This is a genomic window from Rhizobium sp. CCGE531 (genome assembly GCF_003627795.1).
GTDB lineage: Bacteria > Pseudomonadota > Alphaproteobacteria > Rhizobiales > Rhizobiaceae > Rhizobium.
Genome location: NZ_CP032684.1, coordinates 1,986,036 through 2,006,685 on the forward strand (window position 1 = coordinate 1,986,036; position 20,650 = coordinate 2,006,685).

The following is a 20,650-nucleotide window of genomic DNA, read 5'->3' on the forward strand; positions in this document are numbered from 1 at the left end:
GGAAGGACAGAATGCTTGCGCAGCCGATTGCTTGATACCAGAAAACCCGAGAGAAAGTCACGAACGAGCCATGCTCAGGTCGTCGACGATCTTGGCAAGGCGATCGTCTCCGGCGCCTTTCCGATCGGCACCATCCTCCCGGGCGACAGCGAGCTTCTGCAGCGATTCAAAGTGTCTCGCACGGTCCTGCGCGAAAGTATGAAAACCCTGGCGGCAAAAGGGCTCGTCGTCCCTCGCGCACGCGTGGGCACTCGGGTCACCGAGAGAATTCATTGGAACATGTTCGATAACGAAGTCCTTAACTGGCACTTCGAGAGCGGGGTCAACAAGCAGTTCCTTCTCCATCTCTACGATATACGCATGGCTTTCGAGCCGTTCGCCGCCAGCCTGGTAGCGGAGCGGGCCAGCCGGGAAGACATCGATCTCTTGCGCCGGCTCGCGGCCTCCATGGCTGCTCCGCACCATACGTCGGACAGCCTTGCCGTTGCCGACCTGCATTTCCATCTGGCAATCACCGAAGCTTCGCAGAACCCGTTCATGCGGTCGCTCGGCGGGCTCATCGAGGCGGCGTTGGTCGGCATGTTCCGCATGAGCGCGCCACCTTCCAGCAACGGCTTCGCCAATATTGCCGACACGCATATGGCGATCGTCGATGCCATTGCGGCGCGGGACAGTCTGGCCGCGCACAAGGCCATGGAGTTCGTGATCATTGATGGGCGTCAGCACGTCCTCGAAGGTTTTGCCGCCCTTGCCTAGGCCTGATATTCGTCTCTAATTCCGCCATAGTTCGCCGCTCGACTAAAGCGCGTCGCGATTTTTCGGATACGCTTCTCGCGCTTTAGGTCTTTGATTTTGCGTATGTCATTATCGCAAAACCGCTGCACACTTTTGCGCGATATGCTTTAGTTGCTATGAGAGGGACTGTGCCCGTCAGCGGGCAATGCCTGATCGTATATCTCGGAGCCCGAAATGGAACGCACCTGCCTCGCCATCATCCTCGCCGCCGGCGACAGTACCCGTATGAAATCGTCGATGTCGAAGGTTCTGCATCCGATCGCTAGTCGCCCCATGATCGCGCATGTGATGGAGGCGATCGCCAAGACGGATATTTCGGCGGCGGCGCTGGTTGTCGGGCGCAATGCCGAAGAGGTCAGCGCGGCAGCGTCGATCGGCGGCATCGCAGTCGAATCCTATCTGCAGAAGGAGCGCCTCGGCACCGGTCACGCCGTGCTTGCGGCGCGCGAGGCGATCGCGCGGGGGTATGACGACATTCTCGTTGCCTACGGAGACGTGCCGCTGCTGACCGACGCGCCGCTTCGCGCCGCCCGCCAGGGGCTGGCCGAGGGCAATGACGTCGTGGTCATCGGCTTTCACACCGACAGCCCGAATGCTTATGGCCGGCTGCTGGTCAAGGATGGCGAGTTGATCGCGATCCGTGAAGCAAAGGATGCGACCGATGCCGAGCTGGCGGTGACCTGGTGCAATAGCGGCCTGATGGCGATCAACGGCCGCAAGGCGCTCGATCTGCTCGATCGCATCGGCAACGATAATGCCAAGGGCGAATACTACCTCACCGATCTCGTCGAGATCGCCCGGTCGCTTGGCGGCCGCGCCGTGGCCGTCGATGCGCCCGAAGTCGAGATGACCGGCTGCAACAACCGCGCCGAACTCGCCTTCATCGAGCGTCTCTGGCAGGAGCGGCGCCGGCATGAGCTGATGCTGTCCGGTGTCACCATGATCGCGCCAGAGACCGTGTTTTTGGCCTATGATACCGTCATCGGCCAGGACGCGTTGATCGAGCCGAACGTCGTGTTCGGCCCGGGAGCGGTCATCGAAGGCGGCGCGGTCGTCCATGCCTTCTCGCATATCGAAGGAGCGCATGTCAGCGCGGGTGCTACCGTCGGGCCGTTTGCAAGGTTGCGCCCCGGCGCAGACCTCGCTCACGGCGCAAAGGTCGGCAATTTCTGCGAGGTCAAGAACGGCAAGATCGGCGAGGGCGCCAAGGTCAATCATCTGACCTATATCGGTGACGCGACGATCGGCGCCGGCAGTAATATCGGTGCGGGCACGATCACCTGCAATTATGACGGGGTCAACAAGTACGAGACCCATATCGGCGCCAACGCCTTCGTCGGCTCCAATTCTTCGCTGGTGGCGCCCATCCGCATCGGCGATGGTGCTTACATCGCCTCCGGCAGCGTCATCACCAACGACGTTCCCGCCGATGCGCTGGCCTTCGGGCGCGCGCGCCAGGAGGTGAAGCCGGAACGCGCCAAGGTCGTTCGCGAACGAGCCCTTGCTATCAAGGCAGCCAAGAAGGGCGGCCATTAAACCCTTGGGCGACCCCCGTAACGGTCCGAAATCGAAAGTGACCGTTACGGCAATTGAGAAAATTGCAGGAATGATTAGGACTTGCCCTCATATCTGAGGCCAGACGGAGAGTTGTATGTGCGGCATTGTTGGGATCGTCGGAACGAAGCCCGTGGCGGAGCGCTTGGTGGATGCATTGCGGCGCCTCGAATACCGCGGCTATGATTCGGCGGGTGTCGCCACCATCCATGACGGCGTGATGGATCGCCGCCGCGCGGAAGGAAAGCTTTTCAACCTGGAGAAGCGGCTGGAGACGGAACCTCTGCCCGGCACGACGGGCATTGCCCACACTCGCTGGGCAACGCACGGCGTTCCGAACGAGACCAATGCCCACCCGCATTTCGTCGAGGGTGTTGCCGTCGTCCATAACGGCATCATCGAAAACTTCTCCGAATTGCGCGAGGAACTGAAGGCCGAAGGCAAGGTATTTGCTTCGCAGACGGATACGGAAGTCGTTGCGCATCTGCTTGCAAACCATATTCGCGAAGGTCTCGAGCCCCGCGCCGCAATGCTGAAGATGCTGAACCGCGTGACCGGCGCCTATGCATTGGCCGTGATGTTTGAGAATGATCCTGACACGCTGATGGCGGCGCGTTCCGGCCCGCCGCTTGCCGTGGGTTACGGCAAGGGCGAAATGTTCCTCGGTTCGGATGCCATCGCCCTTGCGCCCTTCACCAACGAGATCACCTATCTCGTCGACGGCGACTGCGCGATCGTCACCCATGCCGGCGCGACCATTCTCGATTTCAACGGCAATGAAGTGACCAGGCCACGGCAGATTTCGCAGGCAACCGCCTATGTCGTCGACAAGGGCAATCATCGCCACTTCATGGAGAAGGAAATCTACGAGCAGCCGGAGGTCATCTCGCACGCGCTCAGCCAATATGTCGATTTCGCCAGCCATCGGGTACACCCAAGCGCATCGGCGATCGATTTCGAGAATGTCTCGGGCCTTGCGATATCAGCTTGCGGCACGGCTTATCTTGCCGGCTTGATCGGAAAATACTGGTTCGAGCGCTACGCGCGCCTCCCGGTCGAAATCGACGTCGCCTCCGAGTTCCGCTACCGCGAGATGCCCCTGTTGCCTTCGCAGGCGGCGCTGTTCATTTCCCAGTCCGGCGAGACGGCCGATACGCTGGCCTCGCTGCGCTACTGCCGGGATCATGGTCTCAAAATCGGTGCGGTCGTCAACGTCAAGGAATCGACCATCGCGCGCGAAGCCGATGCCGTGTTTCCGATCATGGCCGGTCCAGAGATCGGCGTTGCCTCGACGAAGGCCTTCACTTGCCAGCTTGCCGTTCTCGCTTCGCTGGCGATCGGAGCGGGCGTCGCCCGTGGTACCGTCAGCGCCAAGGATGAGGAAGAGATGGTGCGCCATCTCGTCGAGATGCCACGCATCATGGCCAACGTCCTGAATGTCATCCAGCCGCAGATGGAAAGCCTGGCGCGCGAGATCTCGAAGTTCAAGGATGTACTCTATCTCGGTCGCGGCACCAGCTTCCCGCTCGCCATGGAAGGCGCGCTGAAGCTGAAGGAAATCTCCTACATCCACGCCGAGGGTTATGCGGCCGGCGAGCTGAAACACGGCCCGATCGCCCTGATCGACGAGAACATGCCGGTCATCGTCATCGCCCCGCATGACCGCTTCTTCGACAAGACCGTTTCCAACATGCAGGAAGTGGCGGCGCGTGGCGGCCGAATCATCTTCATCACGGATGAAGCGGGAGCAGCCGCCTCGACATTGCCGACGATGGCGACGATTACCTTGCCGGTCGTCGACGAGATCATCGCGCCGATCATCTTCTCGCTGCCGATTCAGCTGCTTGCCTATCATACAGCTGTCTTCATGGGTACGGACGTCGATCAGCCGCGCAATCTCGCCAAATCGGTGACGGTGGAATAGGCTTCTCCGCAGGCCTCCTTTCGCAGTCACGTCGTCGTGAGCAGGGCGCCTGTTCGGCATGGCGGCGTGACTGGCTGGTTGAATGCCGCCCCAATTTCTGGCAGTCTTTCCGAAGGCGACGGTGGGGAGGATTTACCGGTCAGCGGTAGGCGACCGAACGGAGTTTTCGAGCGGCGAATGACTGAAAAGCTCATCAAAATGTCCCTGACCACGCGGATCAGAAACAATTTCCTGGCCGGTTTGATTATCTGCGCTCCGATTGCCATCACGCTCTGGCTGACCTGGTCCGTCGTGCATTGGGCCGATAGCTGGGTCCGCCCCTATATTCCCGCGCGCTACGACCCTGAGAGCTATCTCAATTTTGCCGTTCCCGGCACCGGCCTGCTGATCGCGATGATCTTCATCACGATCGTCGGTTTTCTCGCCAAGAACCTGATCGGCCAGAGCATCGTCCGCCTCGGCGAGTCGATCGTCAATCGCGTTCCGCTGGTGCGGACCATCTACAAGAGCGTCAAGCAGATCTTCGAGACCGTCCTGAAGGAGCAGGGCACGTCGTTCAAGAAGGTGGGTCTCATCGAATATCCGAGCCCCGGCCTCTGGTCCATGGTGTTCGTATCGACGGATGCCAAGGGCGAGATCGCCTCGAAATTCAACGCCATGGGCCAGGACATGGTCGCGGTCTTCCTGCCGCCGACACCCGTGCCCACGGCCGGCTTTCTAGTCTTCGTTCCGCGCGAAAAGATCACGATGCTCGACATGAGTCCTGAGGATGGCGCCAAGCTTCTGATTTCCGGTGGCCTGGTTTCGCCCGAATACAAGGAAGAGCTGGTCGCGGCGAAGGGACCGCCCAGGCCTGTTCCGATAAAGTCCCTGACTTAAAGCGCATCGCGGCTCCAAGATTCGCTCCAAGCGCTTTAGGCTCTTGATTTTGCGCATGTCGTTATCGCAAAACCGCTGCATATTGTCGCGCGACATGCTTTAGAAACACACCCGTTCCTGTCACTCTGGTCGCCTGACTTCGCGTATCGCGCGAACTGTCATGTCCCTATCATATTGACGCCTTAGATCGTCGTTGGGGACAGGCAATCGAATGTATCTCATCATCGAATGTCCGGAGCGTCGGCGCCGGGCTGTTGTTCTTCGATGCGGTTCGAAAGCGGACCGGAGATGGATGCCATTGTCTCCATACGGATTTTCATCGGAGGATATTGTCTTGAGATATATGCGTTCGAAGAGCTTGCCGCTGCTGTCGGCCGTGCTTGCCACATTTGTTTTCTCCGCGCCGGTCGCGGCGCTCGCGGATAGCTCCGTCGCGGTCCAAGGCGTGACGATCGTCAACAAGGGACGCGTCGCGGTCGGCCGCATCCCGGCCAACCTGCGTGACAAGTTCGGCGAGACCTTCGGTTCCGGTTCGGGCATGTCGATCGATGCCAAGAGCTGGGTTCGCAATGCCGACGGTACCTACAAGGGTTCGCTGTGGCTGCTGCCGGACCGCGGCTACAATGCCGTCGGTACGACCGACTATCGTCCGCGCCTGAACACTATCGACGTCACTCTGAGCCCGGTCGCGCCCGGTGCGACGCCGCGGGCCGGCAAGGAGCAGGCAGGCGTCGATGCCAAGCTTGCCGACACCCTGCTTCTGAAGGACGACAAGGGCGCCGACACGACCGGCCTCGACCCGGCCAATGGCAGTCGCCATCCGGAAGGTAGCATGCCGCTGTTGCCCCAGGCGCCGAACGGCAAGGTCTCGCTCGACACCGAAGCCATCGCGCGTCTGCCTGATGGCACGATGTTCATCAGCGACGAGTACGGTCCTTACATCTACCGCTTCGCCGCCGATGGCCGCATGATGTCCGCCACTCCTCCGCCGGCTGCGCTGCTGCCGATGCGCAACGGCGCCGTCAACTTCGCCTCCAACAACCCCGGTCCCGGCGAATCCGCTCCGGATCCGAAGGATCCGACCAGCGGCCGCCAGAACAACCAGGGCCTGGAAGGGATGTCGCTGACGCCGGACGGCAAGTTCCTGATTGCCGTGCTGCAGTCCGCGACTCGCCAGGATGGCGGCGATTCCAGCTCCACACGACAGAACACCCGCGCGCTGGTCTATGATGCCGCCGATCCGGCAAATCTGAAGCTGGTTCACGAATATGTCGTGCCGCTGCCGGTCTTCACCGATGCCAAGGGCAAGACGGCGGTCGCCGCCCAGAGCGAAATCGTTGCACTCTCGCCGCAGACATTCCTGATGCTGGCGCGTGACAGCAACAACGGTTATGGCGTGAAAGGCGATAAGTCGCTCTTCCGCAGCATCGTCGCTGTCGATGTCTCCACCGCCACCGATATTGCCGGCAAGTTCGATGCCGACAAGCCGGTCGCGCCCAAGGGCGTTCTCGAAGCCTCGGTGAAGCCGGCTGCAGTCAGCCAGTTCATCGACATCAACGACAGCGCCGATCTCGCCCGCTTCGGCCTTCACAACGGCGCGCCGAGCGACCGCAACAACCTCTCGGAAAAGTGGGAGGCGATGTCGCTCTTGAGCGTCATGGATCCGAAGCAGCCGGATGATTACTTCCTGTTCGTCGCCAACGACAACGACTTCCTGACCCAGGACGGCTATCAGGTCGGCGCAGCCTACAAGGGTGACGGCGGAGGCGATGTCGACACCATGTTCCAGGTGTTCCAGGTCACCATTCCCGGCCTTTCTGCCAAGTAATGCTCTTAAACAGGGACGGACGCGGTAAACGCGTCCGTCCGCTCATCCCGCCCGCAGGAACCGGATCGCCTCGTCACGGCGGAAGAGATAGAGCAGGGTGCGAACCGCCATGCCACGCTCGCCCGTCAGCTCCGGGTCGCGCTCGATGAGATAGGCGGCATCTTTCCGGGCGATTTCCAGAAGATCGGCATGGGCCTCAAGGCTGGCAATGCGGAAGCCGGGCGTGCCGGACTGGCGCGTACCGAGCAACTCGCCTTCGCCACGCAGCTTCAGATCTTCCTCGGCAATCCGGAAGCCGTCTTCGGTATCGCGCATGATCGACAGCCGGGCATGGCCGGTTTCCCCGAGCGGCCCCTTGTAGAGCAGGATACAGGTCGAGGCCTCGTCGCCGCGTCCGACCCGCCCGCGCAGCTGATGCAGCTGCGCCAGGCCGAAACGCTCCGCATGTTCGATGACCATGATCGTCGCATCGGGCACGTCGACACCCACTTCGACGACCGTCGTTGCCACAAGCAGGCGGATCTCGCCATTCTTGAAGGCCATCATGACGGCATCTTTTTCCGGGCCGCTCATCCGGCCATGGATGAGGCCGACGCCCGGGCCGAGCGCCTTGGTCAAGGTGTCATGGCGCTCCTCGACCGACATTAAATCGGATTCTTCGGATTCCTCCACAAGTGGGCATATCCAATAGGCTTTTTTGCCTTCCGTTAGCGCGCTTTTCAATCGCGCGACAATATCGCCGGTTCGCTCGTTCGGGATGGTGATCGTCTGGATCGGCTTGCGTCCCGCCGGCTTCTCGGTGAGCTTGGAAACATCCATATCGCCGAAGGCGGCGAGTACCAGGGTTCGCGGGATGGGCGTCGCAGTCATGACGAGCATATGCGGCGAGATGCCTTTTGCGGTCAGGCGCAGGCGCTGGTGAACGCCGAAGCGATGCTGCTCGTCGACGACAGCCAGCATGAGATTGGCATAGGCGACGCTATCCTGGAAGAGAGCGTGGGTGCCGATGATGATCTGCGCCTCACCGGAGGCAATGCGCTCTAGGATCGCATCCCGCTCGCGCCCCTTCGTGCGGCCCGTGAGGACTTCGACGGAAAGGTTTGCACTTGCTGCAAATTTTGAAATCGTTGCATGATGTTGCCGGGCGAGAATTTCGGTCGGTGCCATCAACACGGCCTGGCCACCGCTTTCGATCACGGCAGCGATCGCCATCAACGCCACCAGCGTCTTGCCCGCACCGACATCGCCCTGCAGCAGCCGGAGCATGCGCTCGGTGCCTGCCATGTCCTTGAGAATATCGGCGACTGCATCGCGCTGACTATTCGTCATAGAGAAGGGTAGGGATTCCAGTATCTTGTCGCTGATTTCTCCAGTTGCAAGCACCGGCTGTCCCGCAACCTTGCGCAGCCTTTGGCGAACCAGAGAAAGTGACAATTGCCCCGCCAGGAATTCGTCATAGGCAAGCCGGCGGCGGGCTGGTGCCTGCGGATCGATATCGGCCGCGTCTCTTGGCGCATGCAGCATGTGGAAGCTGTCGGATATCGAGGGGAAACCCTGCTTCTGGGCAAGGGCAAGGTCATCCCATTCTGGCAGTTGCGGGATGCGCGGCAACGCCGCCTCGATGGTCTTGCGCAGGAATTTCGGCGAGAGTCCTGCAGTCAACGGATAGACCGGTTCGACCAGCGGCAGGTTTTCCGCCTCGCTCTCGCGCATGATATAGTCCGGATGCACCATGGACGGACGGCCGTTGAACCAGTCGACCTTGCCGCTGACGGTGACGGTTTCATCGATCGGCAGCTGCTTTTCGAGCCATTGCGCCTTGCCGCGGAAGAAGACCAGCGCAAGCTCGCCGGTTTCGTCATGCAGATAGACGCGATAGGGCACATTGCTGCGCGGATTGGGCGGCGGCTGATGGCGATCGACGCGGCCGGTAATGGTGACGATGGCCCCCTGCGGCGCGCGGGCGATACCCGGCTGTTCGCGCCGGTCGATGATCGAATGCGGCGCGTGGAAAATAAGGTCGATGACGCGGCAATCGTCGATCGTTTCGCGGTCGAGCAGCTTCACCAGCAACTCGGATACCTTCGGCCCGACGCCGGGCAGCGAGGATATAGAGGCAAACAGCGGGTCGAGGATGGCGGGACGCATGGTCGGCAAAATGCGACGGGCAGGGTGGACTTGGCAAGGGGCGGCTGGGAACTCGGCCGCATTGAGCCGAACACTCCCCGGAAAATTGCCTTCGAAGTGCTTTTTTTAGAAAAATCGGTTCCCACCTTTAACCGCTGGTTTTATAGAGACGCATCAACATAAAGGTGTTTTTGATGACTGGGCTTACCCTCAGCAGTGCCGATCTCGATCCCCGTCGTCGGCGCATCCTTTTCCGCTGCTGGCATCGCGGCATTCGCGAGATGGATCTGGTCTTCGGCCAGTTTGCCGACAACAAGCTGCCTCATCTCGCCGAGGCGGAGCTCGATGAGCTCGAGCGCATCATGGCCGAAGAAGACAATGATCTCGTGAAGTGGATCCTCGGCACCCAACCGATACCGCAGCATCTGCAGACGCCGCTCTTTGAGCGTTTGGCCTCCTACAAGCCCGATTTCGAAGAGATCGCCGAAAGATTCGGATTAACGAAATGATCCCCGGTTTCAACGCGAAGAAGCTGCTCGCCGCCAGCGAGCCGATGACGATCGGTCATGTTCCGGCCGGCCTGGAGCCGTTCCTGATTGCCGAGATGGCAAAGGGCGGACAGCCGATCGCCTATGTCATGTCCGACGGCCAGCACATGGCCGATGTCGAACAGATGCTCGGCTTCATCGCGCCCGAAATTCCGGTACTCACCCTGCCTGCCTGGGATTGCCTTCCCTACGACCGCGTTTCCCCGAGCTCGGACACATCGGCCCGGCGCCTGGCGGCATTGTCCGGCCTCATCGCGCATCATCGCAAGCCGCATGCGGCGGTGGTCTTGGTGACGGTCAACGCCATGCTGCAGAAGGTGGCGCCGCAGGACATTATCGAGAGCCTGGCCTTCTCGGCGCGGCCGGGCAATCAGGTCCGGATGGACGATATCGCGGCGCGCCTCGAGCGCAACGGCTTCGACCGCGTGGCAACCGTGCGCGAAGTCGGCGAATATGCAGTGCGCGGCGGCATTCTCGATGTCTTCGTTCCGGGCACGGAAGAGCCGGTGCGCCTCGATTTCTTCGGAGATACGCTGGAGAGCATCCGCAGTTTCGATCCGGCTAGCCAGCGCACGACGGGGCAGATACGCTCGCTCGATCTCAATCCGATGAGCGAAGTGACCCTGACGCCGGATACGATCAGCCGCTTCCGCAAGAACTATCTCTCCGCCTTCGGCGCCGCCACGCGCGACGACGCGCTTTATGTCGCTGTTTCCGAAGGACGCCGCTATGCCGGCATGGAGCACTGGCTGCCGCTCTTCTACGAGAAGCTGGAGACGGTTTTCGACTATCTCAGGGGCTTCCGGCTGGTGACGGACCATACCGTGCGCGAGGCGGCCGAGGAACGCTCCAAGCTCGTTTTCGACTATTACGACGCCCGCCTGCATTCCGGCCAGCAGGGCAAGGGACAGATGGGGCAGGGCACGCCCTATAAGCCCGTGACGCCCGGCCAGCTCTATCTCGATGGCAAGGCCTTCGGCAACGCGCTCGATGCCTTAGGCGCCATCCGCATCTCGCCCTTCAACGAGCATGAGGGTGAGGCCCGCCGCGTCGTCAGCCTCGATGCCCGGCAGGGTCCGCGCTGGGCACGCTCCGCGAACGATAGCGCCGACAGCGAGCGCGTCAACGTCTTCGATGCCGTCGTCAAGCATATCGCCGACAAACGCGCCTCCGGTGGCAAGGTGCTGATCTCGGCCTGGACCGAAGGTTCGCTCGACCGTCTCCTGCAGGTGCTCTCCGAGCATGGGCTGGCGCGCGTCAGGACGATCGAGGCCTTCAAGGATCTCGGTGGATTGGCAAAGGGTGAGGCGGCGGCTGCCGTGCTCAGCCTGGAAGCGGGTTTCGAGGCCGGCGATCTCATCGTCATCGGCGAGCAGGATATTCTCGGCGACCGCATGGTGCGCCGTTCCAAGCGCCGCAAGCGCGCCGCCGATTTCATCTCGGAAGTGGCAGGCCTCGACGAAGGCTCGATCGTCGTTCATGCCGAACATGGCATCGGTCGCTTCGTCGGGCTGAGGACCATCGAGGCCGCCGGTGCACCGCATGCCTGCCTCGAGCTGCAATATGCCGATGATGCCAAGCTGTTCCTGCCGGTCGAAAACATCGATCTCCTGTCGCGCTATGGCGGCGAGGGCACCGAGGCGCAGCTCGACAAGCTCGGCGGCGGCGCCTGGCAGATGCGCAAGGCCAAGCTCAAGAAGCGCTTGCTTGACATGGCCGGCGCCTTGATCCGCATCGCCGCCGAGCGCCTGACGCGCCATGCGCCGGTGCTGGCGGCGCCGGATGGTCTCTATGACGAGTTCGCCGCCCGCTTCCCCTATGACGAGACCGACGACCAGATGACCGCCATCGAGGCGGTGCGCGAGGATCTCGGCGCCGGCCGGCCGATGGACCGCCTGGTCTGCGGCGACGTCGGCTTCGGCAAGACGGAAGTGGCGTTGCGCGCGGCTTTCGTCGCCGCCATGAACGGCGCGCAGGTCGCCGTCGTCGTGCCGACGACGCTGCTCGCCCGCCAGCATTTCAAGACTTTTTCCGAGCGCTTTCGCGGGCTACCGATCCGCATCCAGCAGGCATCCCGCCTCGTCGGGGCCAAGGAACTGGCGCTGACCAAGAAGGAAGTTTCCGAAGGCAAGACCGACATCGTCGTCGGCACGCATGCGCTGCTCGGCGCTGGCATCCAGTTCGCCAATCTCGGCCTGCTCGTCATCGACGAGGAGCAGCATTTCGGCGTGAAGCATAAGGAGCGCCTGAAGGAGCTGAAGAGTGACGTGCATGTGCTGACGCTGTCGGCGACGCCGATCCCGCGCACATTGCAGCTTGCCATGACGGGCGTGCGCGAGCTGTCGCTCATAACAACGCCGCCGGTCGACCGCATGGCGGTGCGCACCTTCATCTCGCCTTTCGATTCGCTCGTCATCCGCGAAACGCTGATGCGCGAGCATTATCGCGGCGGCCAGAGCTTCTATGTCTGTCCGCGCCTCGCTGATCTCGCCGATATCCATGCCTTCCTGCAATCGGATGTTCCCGAGCTGAAGGTGGCGGTTGCGCATGGCCAGATGCCGGCCGGTGAGCTCGAAGACATCATGAACGCCTTCTACGAAGGCCGTTATGACGTGCTTCTCTCGACCACCATCGTCGAATCCGGCCTCGACGTGCCGACGGCCAACACGCTGATTGTTCACCGCGCCGATATGTTCGGCCTTGCCCAGCTCTATCAGCTCCGTGGTCGCGTCGGCCGCTCCAAGGTCCGCGCCTTCGCGCTGTTCACCCTGCCGGTCAATAAGGTTCTGACCACGACGGCGGAGCGTCGGCTGAAAGTGCTGCAGTCGCTCGATACGCTCGGCGCCGGCTTCCAGCTCGCCAGCCACGATCTCGATATCCGCGGCGCCGGCAATCTGCTTGGCGAGGAACAGTCCGGCCATATCAAGGAAGTGGGCTTCGAGCTTTACCAGCAAATGCTCGAGGAGGCAGTCGCCGAGGTCAAGGGTGTCGACGAAATCCAGGATACCGGTTGGTCGCCGCAGATCTCCGTCGGCACGCCGGTCATGATCCCCGATGCTTACGTGCCCGACCTGCATCTGCGCATGGCGCTCTATCGTCGCCTCGGCGAAATCACCGAAATCAAGGAAATCGACGGTTTCGGAGCCGAAATGATCGATCGCTTCGGCCCCATGCCGATCGAGGTGCAGCATCTCCTGAAGATCGTCTACATCAAGTCGCTCTGCCGCATCGCCAATGTCGAAAAACTGGACGCCGGCCCGAAGGGCGTCGTCGTGCAGTTCCGCAACAAGGAATTCCCGAACCCGGCCAACCTTGTCGGCTACATCGCCAAACAGGGCACCATGGCCAAGATCCGCCCAGACCACAGCGTCTTCCTCACCCGCGACCTGCCGACGCCGGAAAAGCGGCTGCAGGGGGCAGCTGTGGTCATGACGCAGCTGGCGGAATTGGCGAAGTAGGGAGGCGTCTCTCAGCCAGCGATCGTTTTCGGCCCGCAGCAGCCATTTTCCGCCACGAGCCGAAATCCGACATTGCCCTCATGCGGCCTGGGGCTTGTCAGTCTCTCCGGCGTCCGGAATGCGCGCAATAACCTTGATTTCGAAGTCGAAGCCAGCCAGCCAATTGACGCCGACTGCCGTCCAGTTCGGATAGGGCGCCTCGTTGAAGATCCGGTTCTTGATGGTCATGATCGTGCCGAATTGCCGCTCGGGATCGGTGTGGAATGTGGTGACATCGACGATGTCGTCAAAGGTGCAGCCCGCGGCTTCCAAGGTTGCCTGTAGATTATCGAAGGCAAGCTGGACCTGCTTTTCGAAATCCGGCTCCGGGCTTCCATCCATACGGCTGCCGACCTGGCCGGAAACGAACAGCAGATCACCGGAGCGGATGGCGGCGGAATAGCCATGTTCTTCGTAAAGCGTATGTCTATCCTTCGGGAAAATTGCATTACGCGTCGCCATTATATTCGGCCTCTCATTCTTGTTGACGTGAAAAGATCGGAAGGCGCAACGCTGCGGCCATTCCAAAGTGCCGCTTTGTTTGATATACGGCATGTATTTGAAATATTCATATGCGCGGTGTATGTCAATATTTCAAATACGAAGCGTATATGAAATATTGAGGATGACATGGCAAAACGCTTGGAAACGATGGAAGAAAACCGGAACAAGCTTATTGTCGCCGCACGAAAAGCCTTCGCCGAAAAAGGATTTGCCGGCGCATCGATGGACGAGTTGACGGCAGATGTAGGCCTGACGAGAGGCGCGCTCTATCATAATTTTGGAGACAAACGAGGATTGCTCGCCGCCGTCGTTGATCAGATCGACAACGAGATGGCGTTGCGGGCAAAAGCGATCGGCGAGCAGGCAGGCGGTGGCTGGCAAGGCCTGCTTGCGGAAGGCGAAGCCTATATCGAAATGGCTCTCGATCCGGAGGTCCAGCGCATCGTCCTGCTTGACGGGCCGGCGGTGCTGGGCGATCCATCGAAATGGCCCAGCCAGAACAGCTGTCTCGCAGGGACCCGACAGACGGTGTCAAAGCTTCTGGAGCACGAAGTCGTCAAACCGGTCGATGCCGAGGCCGCCGCCCGGCTCCTCTCCGGTGCGGCGCTCAATGCGGCCCTTTGGGTTGCCGCCAGCGACAATCCGGCGGAAGTGCTGCCGAAGGCGATAGAGGCCTTCCGCACAATGGCTTCGGGATTGCTGGCAAAGGCCTGAGGGCCGTTATCGCTCGGCTGCTTCCGACCGAACTCCGATCAATTCATCCCCGCCCGTGCTTCCGCCTTCATCTTGGCAATGTCGCGCAAGGCCTCGGCGATCACATCCGGCGTCTGCGCGCCGCTGACGGCATATTGCTGGTCGAAGATGAAGAAGGGCACGCCGTTGACGCCGATCTTCTGGGCGGCGTCGATTTCGCCGATGATGAGATCGCGGTCCGCGTCGGAGGCAAGCAGGGTGGCGATAACGGAGCGGTCGAGGCCGGCTTTTTCGGCAATATCGAGCAGCACGGCGTGGTCGCCGACATTGCGGCCCTCCTCGAAATTGGCCTTGAAGAGCGCGTCGACCACCTTGTCCTGCTTCTCGCGGTTTTCGGTGACGGCCCAGTGGATGAGGCGGTGCGCGTCGAGCGTGTTGGGGCCGATCTTGATGGCGTCGAAATCGAACTTGATGCCGACTTCGCGGCCGAGATCGGTCAGCATCTTGTGCCCCTGGGCGACACGCTCAGCGCCGCCGAGCTTCTGCTCCAGCGCCGTCTTCTGGTCGACGCCTTCGGGCGGATAATCGGGGTTTAGGCGGTAGGGGCGCCAGTTCAAATCGACGCCCACCTCGTCCTGCACCTCGGCGATGGCGAGCTCCAGCCGCGCCTTGCCGAGATAGCACCATGGGCAGACGACGTCCGAGACGATATCGATCGTAATGCGTTCCATGGTTCTGTCCTTTCGGTTTTTGGCTGTTCTTCACCATCTAGGCCTTTGTGCCGATGGCTTCAACCGGTTACCGAAAGGGAACCGGTCGACATTATTGCGCCGAAGCGTCCCACCATGCGGGCAGGTAATAGCCATAGAGTGGCAATACGTCGGAATGGGCAATGTGGCTGCGCCGCGCAATCCACTGCTGGCCAATATGATAGAGCGGAACCATATAATAGCCGGAGATCAGGATGCGGTCGAAGGAGCGCACCGCGTCACGGAAATCCTCGGCCGAATGGGCCGTCAGGAAATGTCCCACCAGCGCGTCAACATCGGGATCCGCGACACCGGCGTAATTGAAGCTGCCCGCCGCCTTGGCGGCGGCCGATCCCCATCGCCCAATCTGCTCCGTGCCGGGAGATAGCGAGGAGGGATAGGCTTTTAGGATCACGTCGTAATCGTAGCTCCCCGTCCGTAGCTGATATTGCGAATCGTCGACCGTGCGGATCGTGACAGCTATGCCCAGCAGTGCCAGCGAACGTCGATAGGCAATGGCGATGCGCTCCTGATCCGCATTCTGCGTCATGATCTCGAAGCTGAGCTGCCGCCCGGCGCTATCGACCATGCGTTCGCCCTTGATCGTGTAGCCGCCCTGTTTGAGGAAGTTGACCGCCTTGCGCAGGATCTTGCGGTCGCGACCAGTGCCGTCGCTGACCGGCAGCTTGTAAGTGCCGTCAAGCACGTCGGCGTCGATACGACCCTTGATCGGGCCGAGCATGGCAAGCTCGTTGGCATCCGCGGGTACGCCGAAGGATGAAAGATCGGAATTCTGCCAGTAGCTTTCAGTGCGCGTATAAGCGCTGGAGGCAAGGTTGCGGTTGAACCATTCAAAATCGAAGACGAGCGTCAGACCCTTGCGCACGTTCTTGTCGGCGAAGGTCGGCCGGCGTGTGTTGAAGACGAAACCCAGCATGCCGCTCGGCGTTTTCGGCGTGAACGTCTCCTTGACGACCGCGCCTGAACTTACGGCTGGGAAATTATACGCCTGCTGCCAGTGGCCGGGGCTGCCGTCGGGATAGACGTCGATATCGCCCTTCTTGAACGATTCGAATAGTGTGGTCTCCTGCAGGAAATATGTGACGGATATTTCGTCGTAGTTGTCGATGCCGACTTTCGTGGGAATGCCCTTGCCCCAATAGTCGGGATCGCGCTGGTAGATGATGCGCTGGCCTGGATCGATGCTCTTGATCTTGTAAGGCCCGGAGCCGACGGGAACGGCGAGTGTTGTTCGCTCGAAACTGTTCACATCGATGACGTGTTTCGGCAGGATCGGCAGCATGGCGATGATCAGCGGTGTTTCGCGATTTGCCACCTCGTTGAAATGGATCAGCACGCTATGTTCGCCGACCTTCTCTATCTTGCCGACTCCTTTTAGCGGAGATGAAAGGTTGGGGCGCCCCTTGTCGCGCAGGAGCTGGAAGGTGAAGATCACATCTTCCGGCGTCACCGGCTGCCCGTCCGACCATCTAGCCTTCGGATTGAGGTTGAACTGGATGAAGCTGCGATTGTCATCCCATTCTACCGTTTGCGCTAGCAGTCCGTAGAGCGTGAAGGGCTCGTCACTCGAACGCTGCATCAGCGACTCGTAGACGAGATTGCCGTATTCCGGGTCCCACATGCCGCGCGCCGTCGTGCGCATGCTCTTCAAAATGAAGGGATTAAGATTGTCGAAGGTGCCGACAACGCCATAGCTGATGCGGCCGCCTTTTTTCACATCTGGATTGACGTAGGGGAAATGCTTGAAGTCCGCCGGCAGGGCCGGATCTCCATGCATGGCGATGCCATAGAGCGGTTGCGCCGCGGCGGCGTTGCACAGGGCTGCGAAGAACAGGAAGACAGCGATCCGGAGCGCTTGCATGGCATCCTTTCCGGTAAGGGTACGATTCGGCCGAACATTATCACGAGCGTGCCGAATTCAACACGCGACTGCGGATTTCTTGGGTCTCGACAGAAAAGACCAAAGAAACGCTGGATATCCGCGCCAGTGCGATGTAACAGGGGTGCCGGGTTTCTCGGGTCATGTATTTGCCTTATTCATTCGACAGGTGGACGACGGTTTGACCCGAATTGCATGGGACGGCGCGCTGTCGTTCCGAAGCGGATTTCAGGAGGCGGTTTCGCTATGATGTTCAAGACTGACAACAAAATGCGGGCAGGTCTGTCTGCTCTGGCTCTCATGATCGGCGCGGCCATGCCGGCTGCTGCCTTCGCTCAGGATGCGTCCAACGCTCCTGCCGATGGCGGCAACGATCCCAATCAGCCGCGTCTGGGCTGGTACAAGACCTGCACCAAGCAGGACGATGCCGATATCTGCATCGTGCAGAACCTGATCATGGCCAACAATGGCCAGCTGGTCACGGCAGTCGGCCTCATCTCCGTCGATGGCAAGGTCAACCGCAAGATCCTGCAGATCTCCGTTCCGACGGCTCGCCTGATCCCGCCCGGCATCACCATGCAGGTTGATGGCGGCAAGGGCCAGAAGCTCGATTACGCCGTTTGCCTTCCGGACAAGTGCACCGCTGAAGTGCCCGTGACCGACGCGATGATCAGCTCGCTGAAGAAGGGCACGGACGTGACCTTCACCTCGATCAACTTCCGCCGTGCGCCGAACCCGATCAAGATTTCGCTCACCGGTTTTGGTGCCGCTTTTGACGGTCCGGCAATCTCCGACAGCAAGCTCGCTGAAAGCCAGAAGAGCCTGCAGGACAGCATGCAGAAGAAGGCTGAGGAAGCGCGCAAGAAGCTGGAAGACGCCCAGAAGGCCGCTAAGCAGCAGTAAGCTTCTAAAGCTTTGCCTTATTGAAAAAGCCCGGAGCGATCCGGGCTTTTTGCTGCCAGCGACTATGTCCCGTAAATCAAAAAGGGAAGACGCTTGGGGCATCTTCCCTTTAAAAAAGAACTTATCTGGCAGGCTCTTAGTGGGCGAAGCTCATCTTGGGTTTGAACTGGCCCGTCGGCGCCGTGTCGAAAATCTGGGCGATCTGCGGATTGCGAAGCGGGACGCCGCTCTCGTCGTTGATCAGATTCTGTTCCGATACGTAAGCGACATACTCGGTCTCGTCGTTTTCGGCGAGGAGGTGATAGAATGGCTGGTCCTTGTCAGGCCGCACTTCGGCCGGAATGGAATTCCACCATTCCTCGGTGTTTGCGAATTCCGGATCGACATCGAAGATGACACCACGGAAGGGGAACATCCGGTGTCGAACCACGTCGCCAATATTGAATTTTGCGTTTCGTTCTTTCATGGCACGACTTCCTTTCAGGCAATCATGTGGTGACTTTCACCACTGATATCAAGGATTTTGCCCCCATTCCTTCATCGAATTGTCACATTCAGCCCAGTTCTTCGACCGGACAGCCAGCGACAGCTCAATGCGAAAACGCTATTTGGCGGGAGACCTGCCACCGGCTTCCCATTATGAAGAAAGCCCCGGCGAGCCGGGGCTTTCGTATCCGATATCAGACCGAGTAGTACATGTCGTACTCGACCGGATGCGGGGTCATTTCGAAGCGCATGACCTCCTGCATCTTCAGCTCGATAAAGGCATCGATCTGGTCGTCGTCGAAGACGCCGCCGGCGGTCAGGAACTTGCGGTCCTTGTCGAGGCTTTCGAGCGCTTCACGCAGCGAGCCGCAAACCGTCGGGATCTTCTTCAGCTCCTTCGGCGGCAGGTCGTAGAGATCCTTGTCCATGGCCTTGCCGGGATGGATCTTGTTCTTGATGCCGTCGAGGCCGGCCATCAGCATTGCGGCAAAGCCGAGATAGGGGTTGGCGGTCGGGTCGGGGAAGCGGACTTCGACGCGCTTTGCCTTCGGGTTGGTGCCGAACGGAATGCGGCAGGAAGCGGAACGGTTGCGGGCCGAATAGGCAAGCAGAACCGGAGCTTCATAACCCGGGACGAGACGCTTGTAGGAGTTCGTCGACGGGTTGGTGAAGGCGTTGATCGCCTTGGCGTGCTTGATGATGCCGCCGATATAGTAGAGGCAGCTTTCCGAGAGGCCTGCATATTCGTCGCCCGCGAAGGTCGGCTTGCCACCCTTCCAGATCGACTGGTGGACGTGCATGCCCGAGCCATTGTCGCCGAAGATCGGCTTCGGCATGAAGGTTGCCGTCTTGCCATAGGCATTGGCGACCTGATGCACGACATACTTGTAGATCTGCATCTTGTCGGCGTTGCGCACCAGCGTATCGAACTTGATGCCGAGTTCATGCTGGGCGGCTGCGACTTCGTGGTGATGCTTTTCGACGGTGACGCCCATTTCGGTGAGAACCGTCAGCATTTCCGAACGCATGTCCTGGCAACTGTCGATCGGCGGAACCGGGAAATAGCCGCCCTTGACACGCGGACGGTGACCGAGGTTGCCGGTTTCATAGTCGGTGTCGTCGTTGGACGGCAGTTCGCTGGAGTCGAGCTTGAAGCCAGTGTTGTACGGGTCGGCCTTGTACTTGACGTCGTCGAAGACGAAGAATTCGGCTTCCGGGCCGAAGAAGGCGGTGTCGCCGATGCCGGAGGCTTTCAGGTAGGCCTCGGCCTTCTTGGCGGTGCCACGCGGGTCGCGGTTATAGGCCTCGCCGGAGACCGGGTCGAGGATGTCGCAGAGGATGACCATGGTGGACTGCGCGAAGAATGGATCCATATGGACCGTGTCCGTGTCGGGCATCAGCACCATGTCGGACTCGTTGATGGCCTTCCAACCGCCAATCGAGGAGCCGTCGAACATGACACCGTCGGCGAACATGTCTTCGTCGACGCAGACCACATCCATGGTGAGGTGCTGCAGCTTGCCCTTCGGGTCCGTGAAGCGCAGGTCGACGAACTTGACGTCGTTGTCCTTGATTTGTTTCAAAATTTCGCTTGCGGTCGTCATTAAATTACTTCCCTTGACTTAGTGACGATTAAACGAGCCGCGGCCGGAGGGCCGGGCGGATTAAATGGCGTCGATGCCCGTCTCACCGGTGCGGATTCGAATGACTTCTTCCACGTTGGAAACGAAAATCTTTCCATCGCCGATACGGCCTGTTTGCGCGGCCTTGCGGATGGCCTCGATCACCGCCTCCGCATTTTCGTCCGCCAATACAACTTCGACCTTCACCTTCGGCAGGAAGTCGACGACGTATTCGGCGCCACGGTAAAGCTCCGTGTGGCCCTTTTGACGACCGAAGCCCTTCGCTTCCGTGACGGTGATGCCCTGCAGGCCGACTTCCTGAAGGGCTTCCTTCACTTCGTCGAGCTTGAAGGGCTTAATGATCGCTTCGATCTTTTTCATGAGAAAATGTCTCTCCGCTTCTCCTGTTACAGCAGGACTACTCCCCGCTCGGCCAACGTAATGCACGTATCATGCCAGTTGAGAACGAGCTGCCGTAGAAAATCCCGGCGAATTCGCGCCGATACGATGGATTGATGAGGATTTTTCGGAAAAATGGAAGCGATTTCGCGCTGAAATGCATGGGATAAGCAAAATTTCGCAAAAAAGTGCCATGCGTGCCATGTTTATGCTCCGGCAAGCTATTGAATGTTATTGTTTAA

16 protein-coding genes are annotated in these 20,650 nt (G+C 60.2%); 9 read left to right on the plus strand and 7 right to left on the minus strand.

What is annotated here, in order from left to right:
• Window positions 1-15 precede the first annotated feature (15 nt).
• From CCGE531_RS09670 to CCGE531_RS09690, 5 genes are all read left to right on the plus strand, one after another.
• Window positions 16-756 (plus strand): FadR/GntR family transcriptional regulator, encoded by a 741-nt coding sequence (locus CCGE531_RS09670; RefSeq protein ID WP_120663956.1) that lies wholly within the window; start codon window positions 16-18, stop codon window positions 754-756.
• A gap of 213 nt (window positions 757-969) precedes the next feature.
• Complete coding sequence (gene glmU, locus CCGE531_RS09675) at window positions 970-2,331, plus strand: bifunctional UDP-N-acetylglucosamine diphosphorylase/glucosamine-1-phosphate N-acetyltransferase GlmU (RefSeq protein WP_120663957.1); 1,362 nt, start codon at window positions 970-972, stop codon at window positions 2,329-2,331.
• 115 nt (window positions 2,332-2,446) lie between these two features.
• Window positions 2,447-4,273 carry a glutamine--fructose-6-phosphate transaminase (isomerizing) gene (gene glmS, locus CCGE531_RS09680; protein ID WP_120663958.1) on the plus strand — a complete coding sequence of 609 codons (1,827 nt, stop codon included), beginning with the start codon at window positions 2,447-2,449 and terminating at the stop codon, window positions 4,271-4,273.
• 177 nt (window positions 4,274-4,450) lie between these two features.
• The gene (locus tag CCGE531_RS09685; protein WP_120663959.1) at window positions 4,451-5,152 is read left to right on the plus strand and encodes a DUF502 domain-containing protein; all 702 of its coding nucleotides are present in this window, start codon (window positions 4,451-4,453) and stop codon (window positions 5,150-5,152) included.
• Between the two features lie 334 nt (window positions 5,153-5,486).
• Window positions 5,487-6,980 carry an esterase-like activity of phytase family protein gene (locus CCGE531_RS09690; protein ID WP_120663960.1) on the plus strand — a complete coding sequence of 498 codons (1,494 nt, stop codon included), beginning with the start codon at window positions 5,487-5,489 and terminating at the stop codon, window positions 6,978-6,980.
• Window positions 6,981-7,022: 42 nt separating this feature from the next.
• Here the strand turns inward: CCGE531_RS09690 and recG are convergent, their stop codons facing one another.
• Window positions 7,023-9,128, minus strand: a complete 2,106-nt coding sequence (gene recG / locus CCGE531_RS09695; RefSeq protein WP_120663961.1) for an ATP-dependent DNA helicase RecG — start codon at window positions 9,126-9,128, stop codon at window positions 7,023-7,025.
• A 173-nt stretch (window positions 9,129-9,301) separates the two neighbouring features.
• Between recG and CCGE531_RS09700 the strand changes: the two genes are divergently transcribed.
• Both CCGE531_RS09700 and mfd read left to right on the plus strand, forming a co-directional pair.
• Complete coding sequence (locus CCGE531_RS09700) at window positions 9,302-9,616, plus strand: succinate dehydrogenase assembly factor 2 (RefSeq protein WP_120663962.1); 315 nt, start codon at window positions 9,302-9,304, stop codon at window positions 9,614-9,616.
• Window positions 9,613-13,113 carry a transcription-repair coupling factor gene (gene mfd, locus CCGE531_RS09705; RefSeq protein WP_120663963.1) on the plus strand — a complete coding sequence of 1,167 codons (3,501 nt, stop codon included), beginning with the start codon at window positions 9,613-9,615 and terminating at the stop codon, window positions 13,111-13,113. Before CCGE531_RS09700 ends, mfd begins: the two co-directional genes overlap by 4 nt.
• A gap of 78 nt (window positions 13,114-13,191) precedes the next feature.
• Here the strand turns inward: mfd and CCGE531_RS09710 are convergent, their stop codons facing one another.
• A complete protein-coding gene (locus CCGE531_RS09710; protein ID WP_120666679.1) occupies window positions 13,192-13,614 on the minus strand; it encodes a RidA family protein in 423 nt (140 codons plus the stop codon).
• Window positions 13,615-13,782: 168 nt separating this feature from the next.
• On the opposite strand from CCGE531_RS09710, the gene CCGE531_RS09715 reads away from it, so the two are divergent.
• Window positions 13,783-14,370, plus strand: coding sequence for a TetR/AcrR family transcriptional regulator (locus CCGE531_RS09715; RefSeq protein WP_120663964.1), 588 nt, complete (start codon window positions 13,783-13,785; stop codon window positions 14,368-14,370).
• A 38-nt stretch (window positions 14,371-14,408) separates the two neighbouring features.
• On the opposite strand, the gene CCGE531_RS09720 is transcribed toward CCGE531_RS09715, so the two are convergent.
• Window positions 14,409-15,080, minus strand: coding sequence for a DsbA family oxidoreductase (locus tag CCGE531_RS09720; protein WP_120663965.1), 672 nt, complete (start codon window positions 15,078-15,080; stop codon window positions 14,409-14,411).
• 91 nt (window positions 15,081-15,171) lie between these two features.
• Window positions 15,172-16,980, minus strand: a complete 1,809-nt coding sequence (locus CCGE531_RS09725) for an extracellular solute-binding protein (protein ID WP_120663966.1) — start codon at window positions 16,978-16,980, stop codon at window positions 15,172-15,174.
• 264 nt (window positions 16,981-17,244) lie between these two features.
• Between CCGE531_RS09725 and CCGE531_RS09730 the strand changes: the two genes are divergently transcribed.
• Complete coding sequence (locus CCGE531_RS09730; RefSeq protein WP_120663967.1) at window positions 17,245-17,901, plus strand: invasion associated locus B family protein; 657 nt, start codon at window positions 17,245-17,247, stop codon at window positions 17,899-17,901.
• A 136-nt stretch (window positions 17,902-18,037) separates the two neighbouring features.
• Here CCGE531_RS09730 and hspQ read toward each other — a convergent pair whose 3' ends face one another.
• From hspQ to CCGE531_RS09745, 3 genes are all read right to left on the minus strand, one after another.
• On the minus strand, window positions 18,038-18,367 hold the full coding sequence (hspQ, locus tag CCGE531_RS09735) for a heat shock protein HspQ (RefSeq protein WP_120663968.1): 330 nt from the start codon (window positions 18,365-18,367) through the stop codon (window positions 18,038-18,040).
• A 214-nt stretch (window positions 18,368-18,581) separates the two neighbouring features.
• On the minus strand, window positions 18,582-19,991 hold the full coding sequence (glnA, locus tag CCGE531_RS09740) for a type I glutamate--ammonia ligase (RefSeq protein WP_120663969.1): 1,410 nt from the start codon (window positions 19,989-19,991) through the stop codon (window positions 18,582-18,584).
• A 60-nt stretch (window positions 19,992-20,051) separates the two neighbouring features.
• Window positions 20,052-20,390 (minus strand): P-II family nitrogen regulator, encoded by a 339-nt coding sequence (locus CCGE531_RS09745; RefSeq protein WP_015339877.1) that lies wholly within the window; start codon window positions 20,388-20,390, stop codon window positions 20,052-20,054.
• Between the last annotated feature and the right edge of the window lie 260 nt (window positions 20,391-20,650).

What these genes read in the sequence shown, in the direction of transcription:
- mfd (WP_120663963.1), top strand. Translation starts at nt 9,613, where the DNA reads ATGATCCCCGGTTTCAACGCGAAGAAGCTGCTCGCCGCCAGCGAGCCG.
- CCGE531_RS09710 (WP_120666679.1), bottom strand. Translation starts at nt 13,614, where the DNA reads ATGGCGACGCGTAATGCAATTTTCCCGAAGGATAGACATACGCTTTAC.
- CCGE531_RS09700 (WP_120663962.1), top strand. Translation starts at nt 9,302, where the DNA reads ATGACTGGGCTTACCCTCAGCAGTGCCGATCTCGATCCCCGTCGTCGG.
- glmU (WP_120663957.1), top strand. Translation starts at nt 970, where the DNA reads ATGGAACGCACCTGCCTCGCCATCATCCTCGCCGCCGGCGACAGTACC.
- CCGE531_RS09720 (WP_120663965.1), bottom strand. Translation starts at nt 15,080, where the DNA reads ATGGAACGCATTACGATCGATATCGTCTCGGACGTCGTCTGCCCATGG.
- glnA (WP_120663969.1), bottom strand. Translation starts at nt 19,991, where the DNA reads ATGACGACCGCAAGCGAAATTTTGAAACAAATCAAGGACAACGACGTC.
- CCGE531_RS09715 (WP_120663964.1), top strand. Translation starts at nt 13,783, where the DNA reads ATGGCAAAACGCTTGGAAACGATGGAAGAAAACCGGAACAAGCTTATT.
- CCGE531_RS09685 (WP_120663959.1), top strand. Translation starts at nt 4,451, where the DNA reads ATGACTGAAAAGCTCATCAAAATGTCCCTGACCACGCGGATCAGAAAC.
- CCGE531_RS09725 (WP_120663966.1), bottom strand. Translation starts at nt 16,980, where the DNA reads ATGCAAGCGCTCCGGATCGCTGTCTTCCTGTTCTTCGCAGCCCTGTGC.
- CCGE531_RS09745 (WP_015339877.1), bottom strand. Translation starts at nt 20,390, where the DNA reads ATGAAAAAGATCGAAGCGATCATTAAGCCCTTCAAGCTCGACGAAGTG.
- recG (WP_120663961.1), bottom strand. Translation starts at nt 9,128, where the DNA reads ATGCGTCCCGCCATCCTCGACCCGCTGTTTGCCTCTATATCCTCGCTG.
- CCGE531_RS09730 (WP_120663967.1), top strand. Translation starts at nt 17,245, where the DNA reads ATGATGTTCAAGACTGACAACAAAATGCGGGCAGGTCTGTCTGCTCTG.
- hspQ (WP_120663968.1), bottom strand. Translation starts at nt 18,367, where the DNA reads ATGAAAGAACGAAACGCAAAATTCAATATTGGCGACGTGGTTCGACAC.
- glmS (WP_120663958.1), top strand. Translation starts at nt 2,447, where the DNA reads ATGTGCGGCATTGTTGGGATCGTCGGAACGAAGCCCGTGGCGGAGCGC.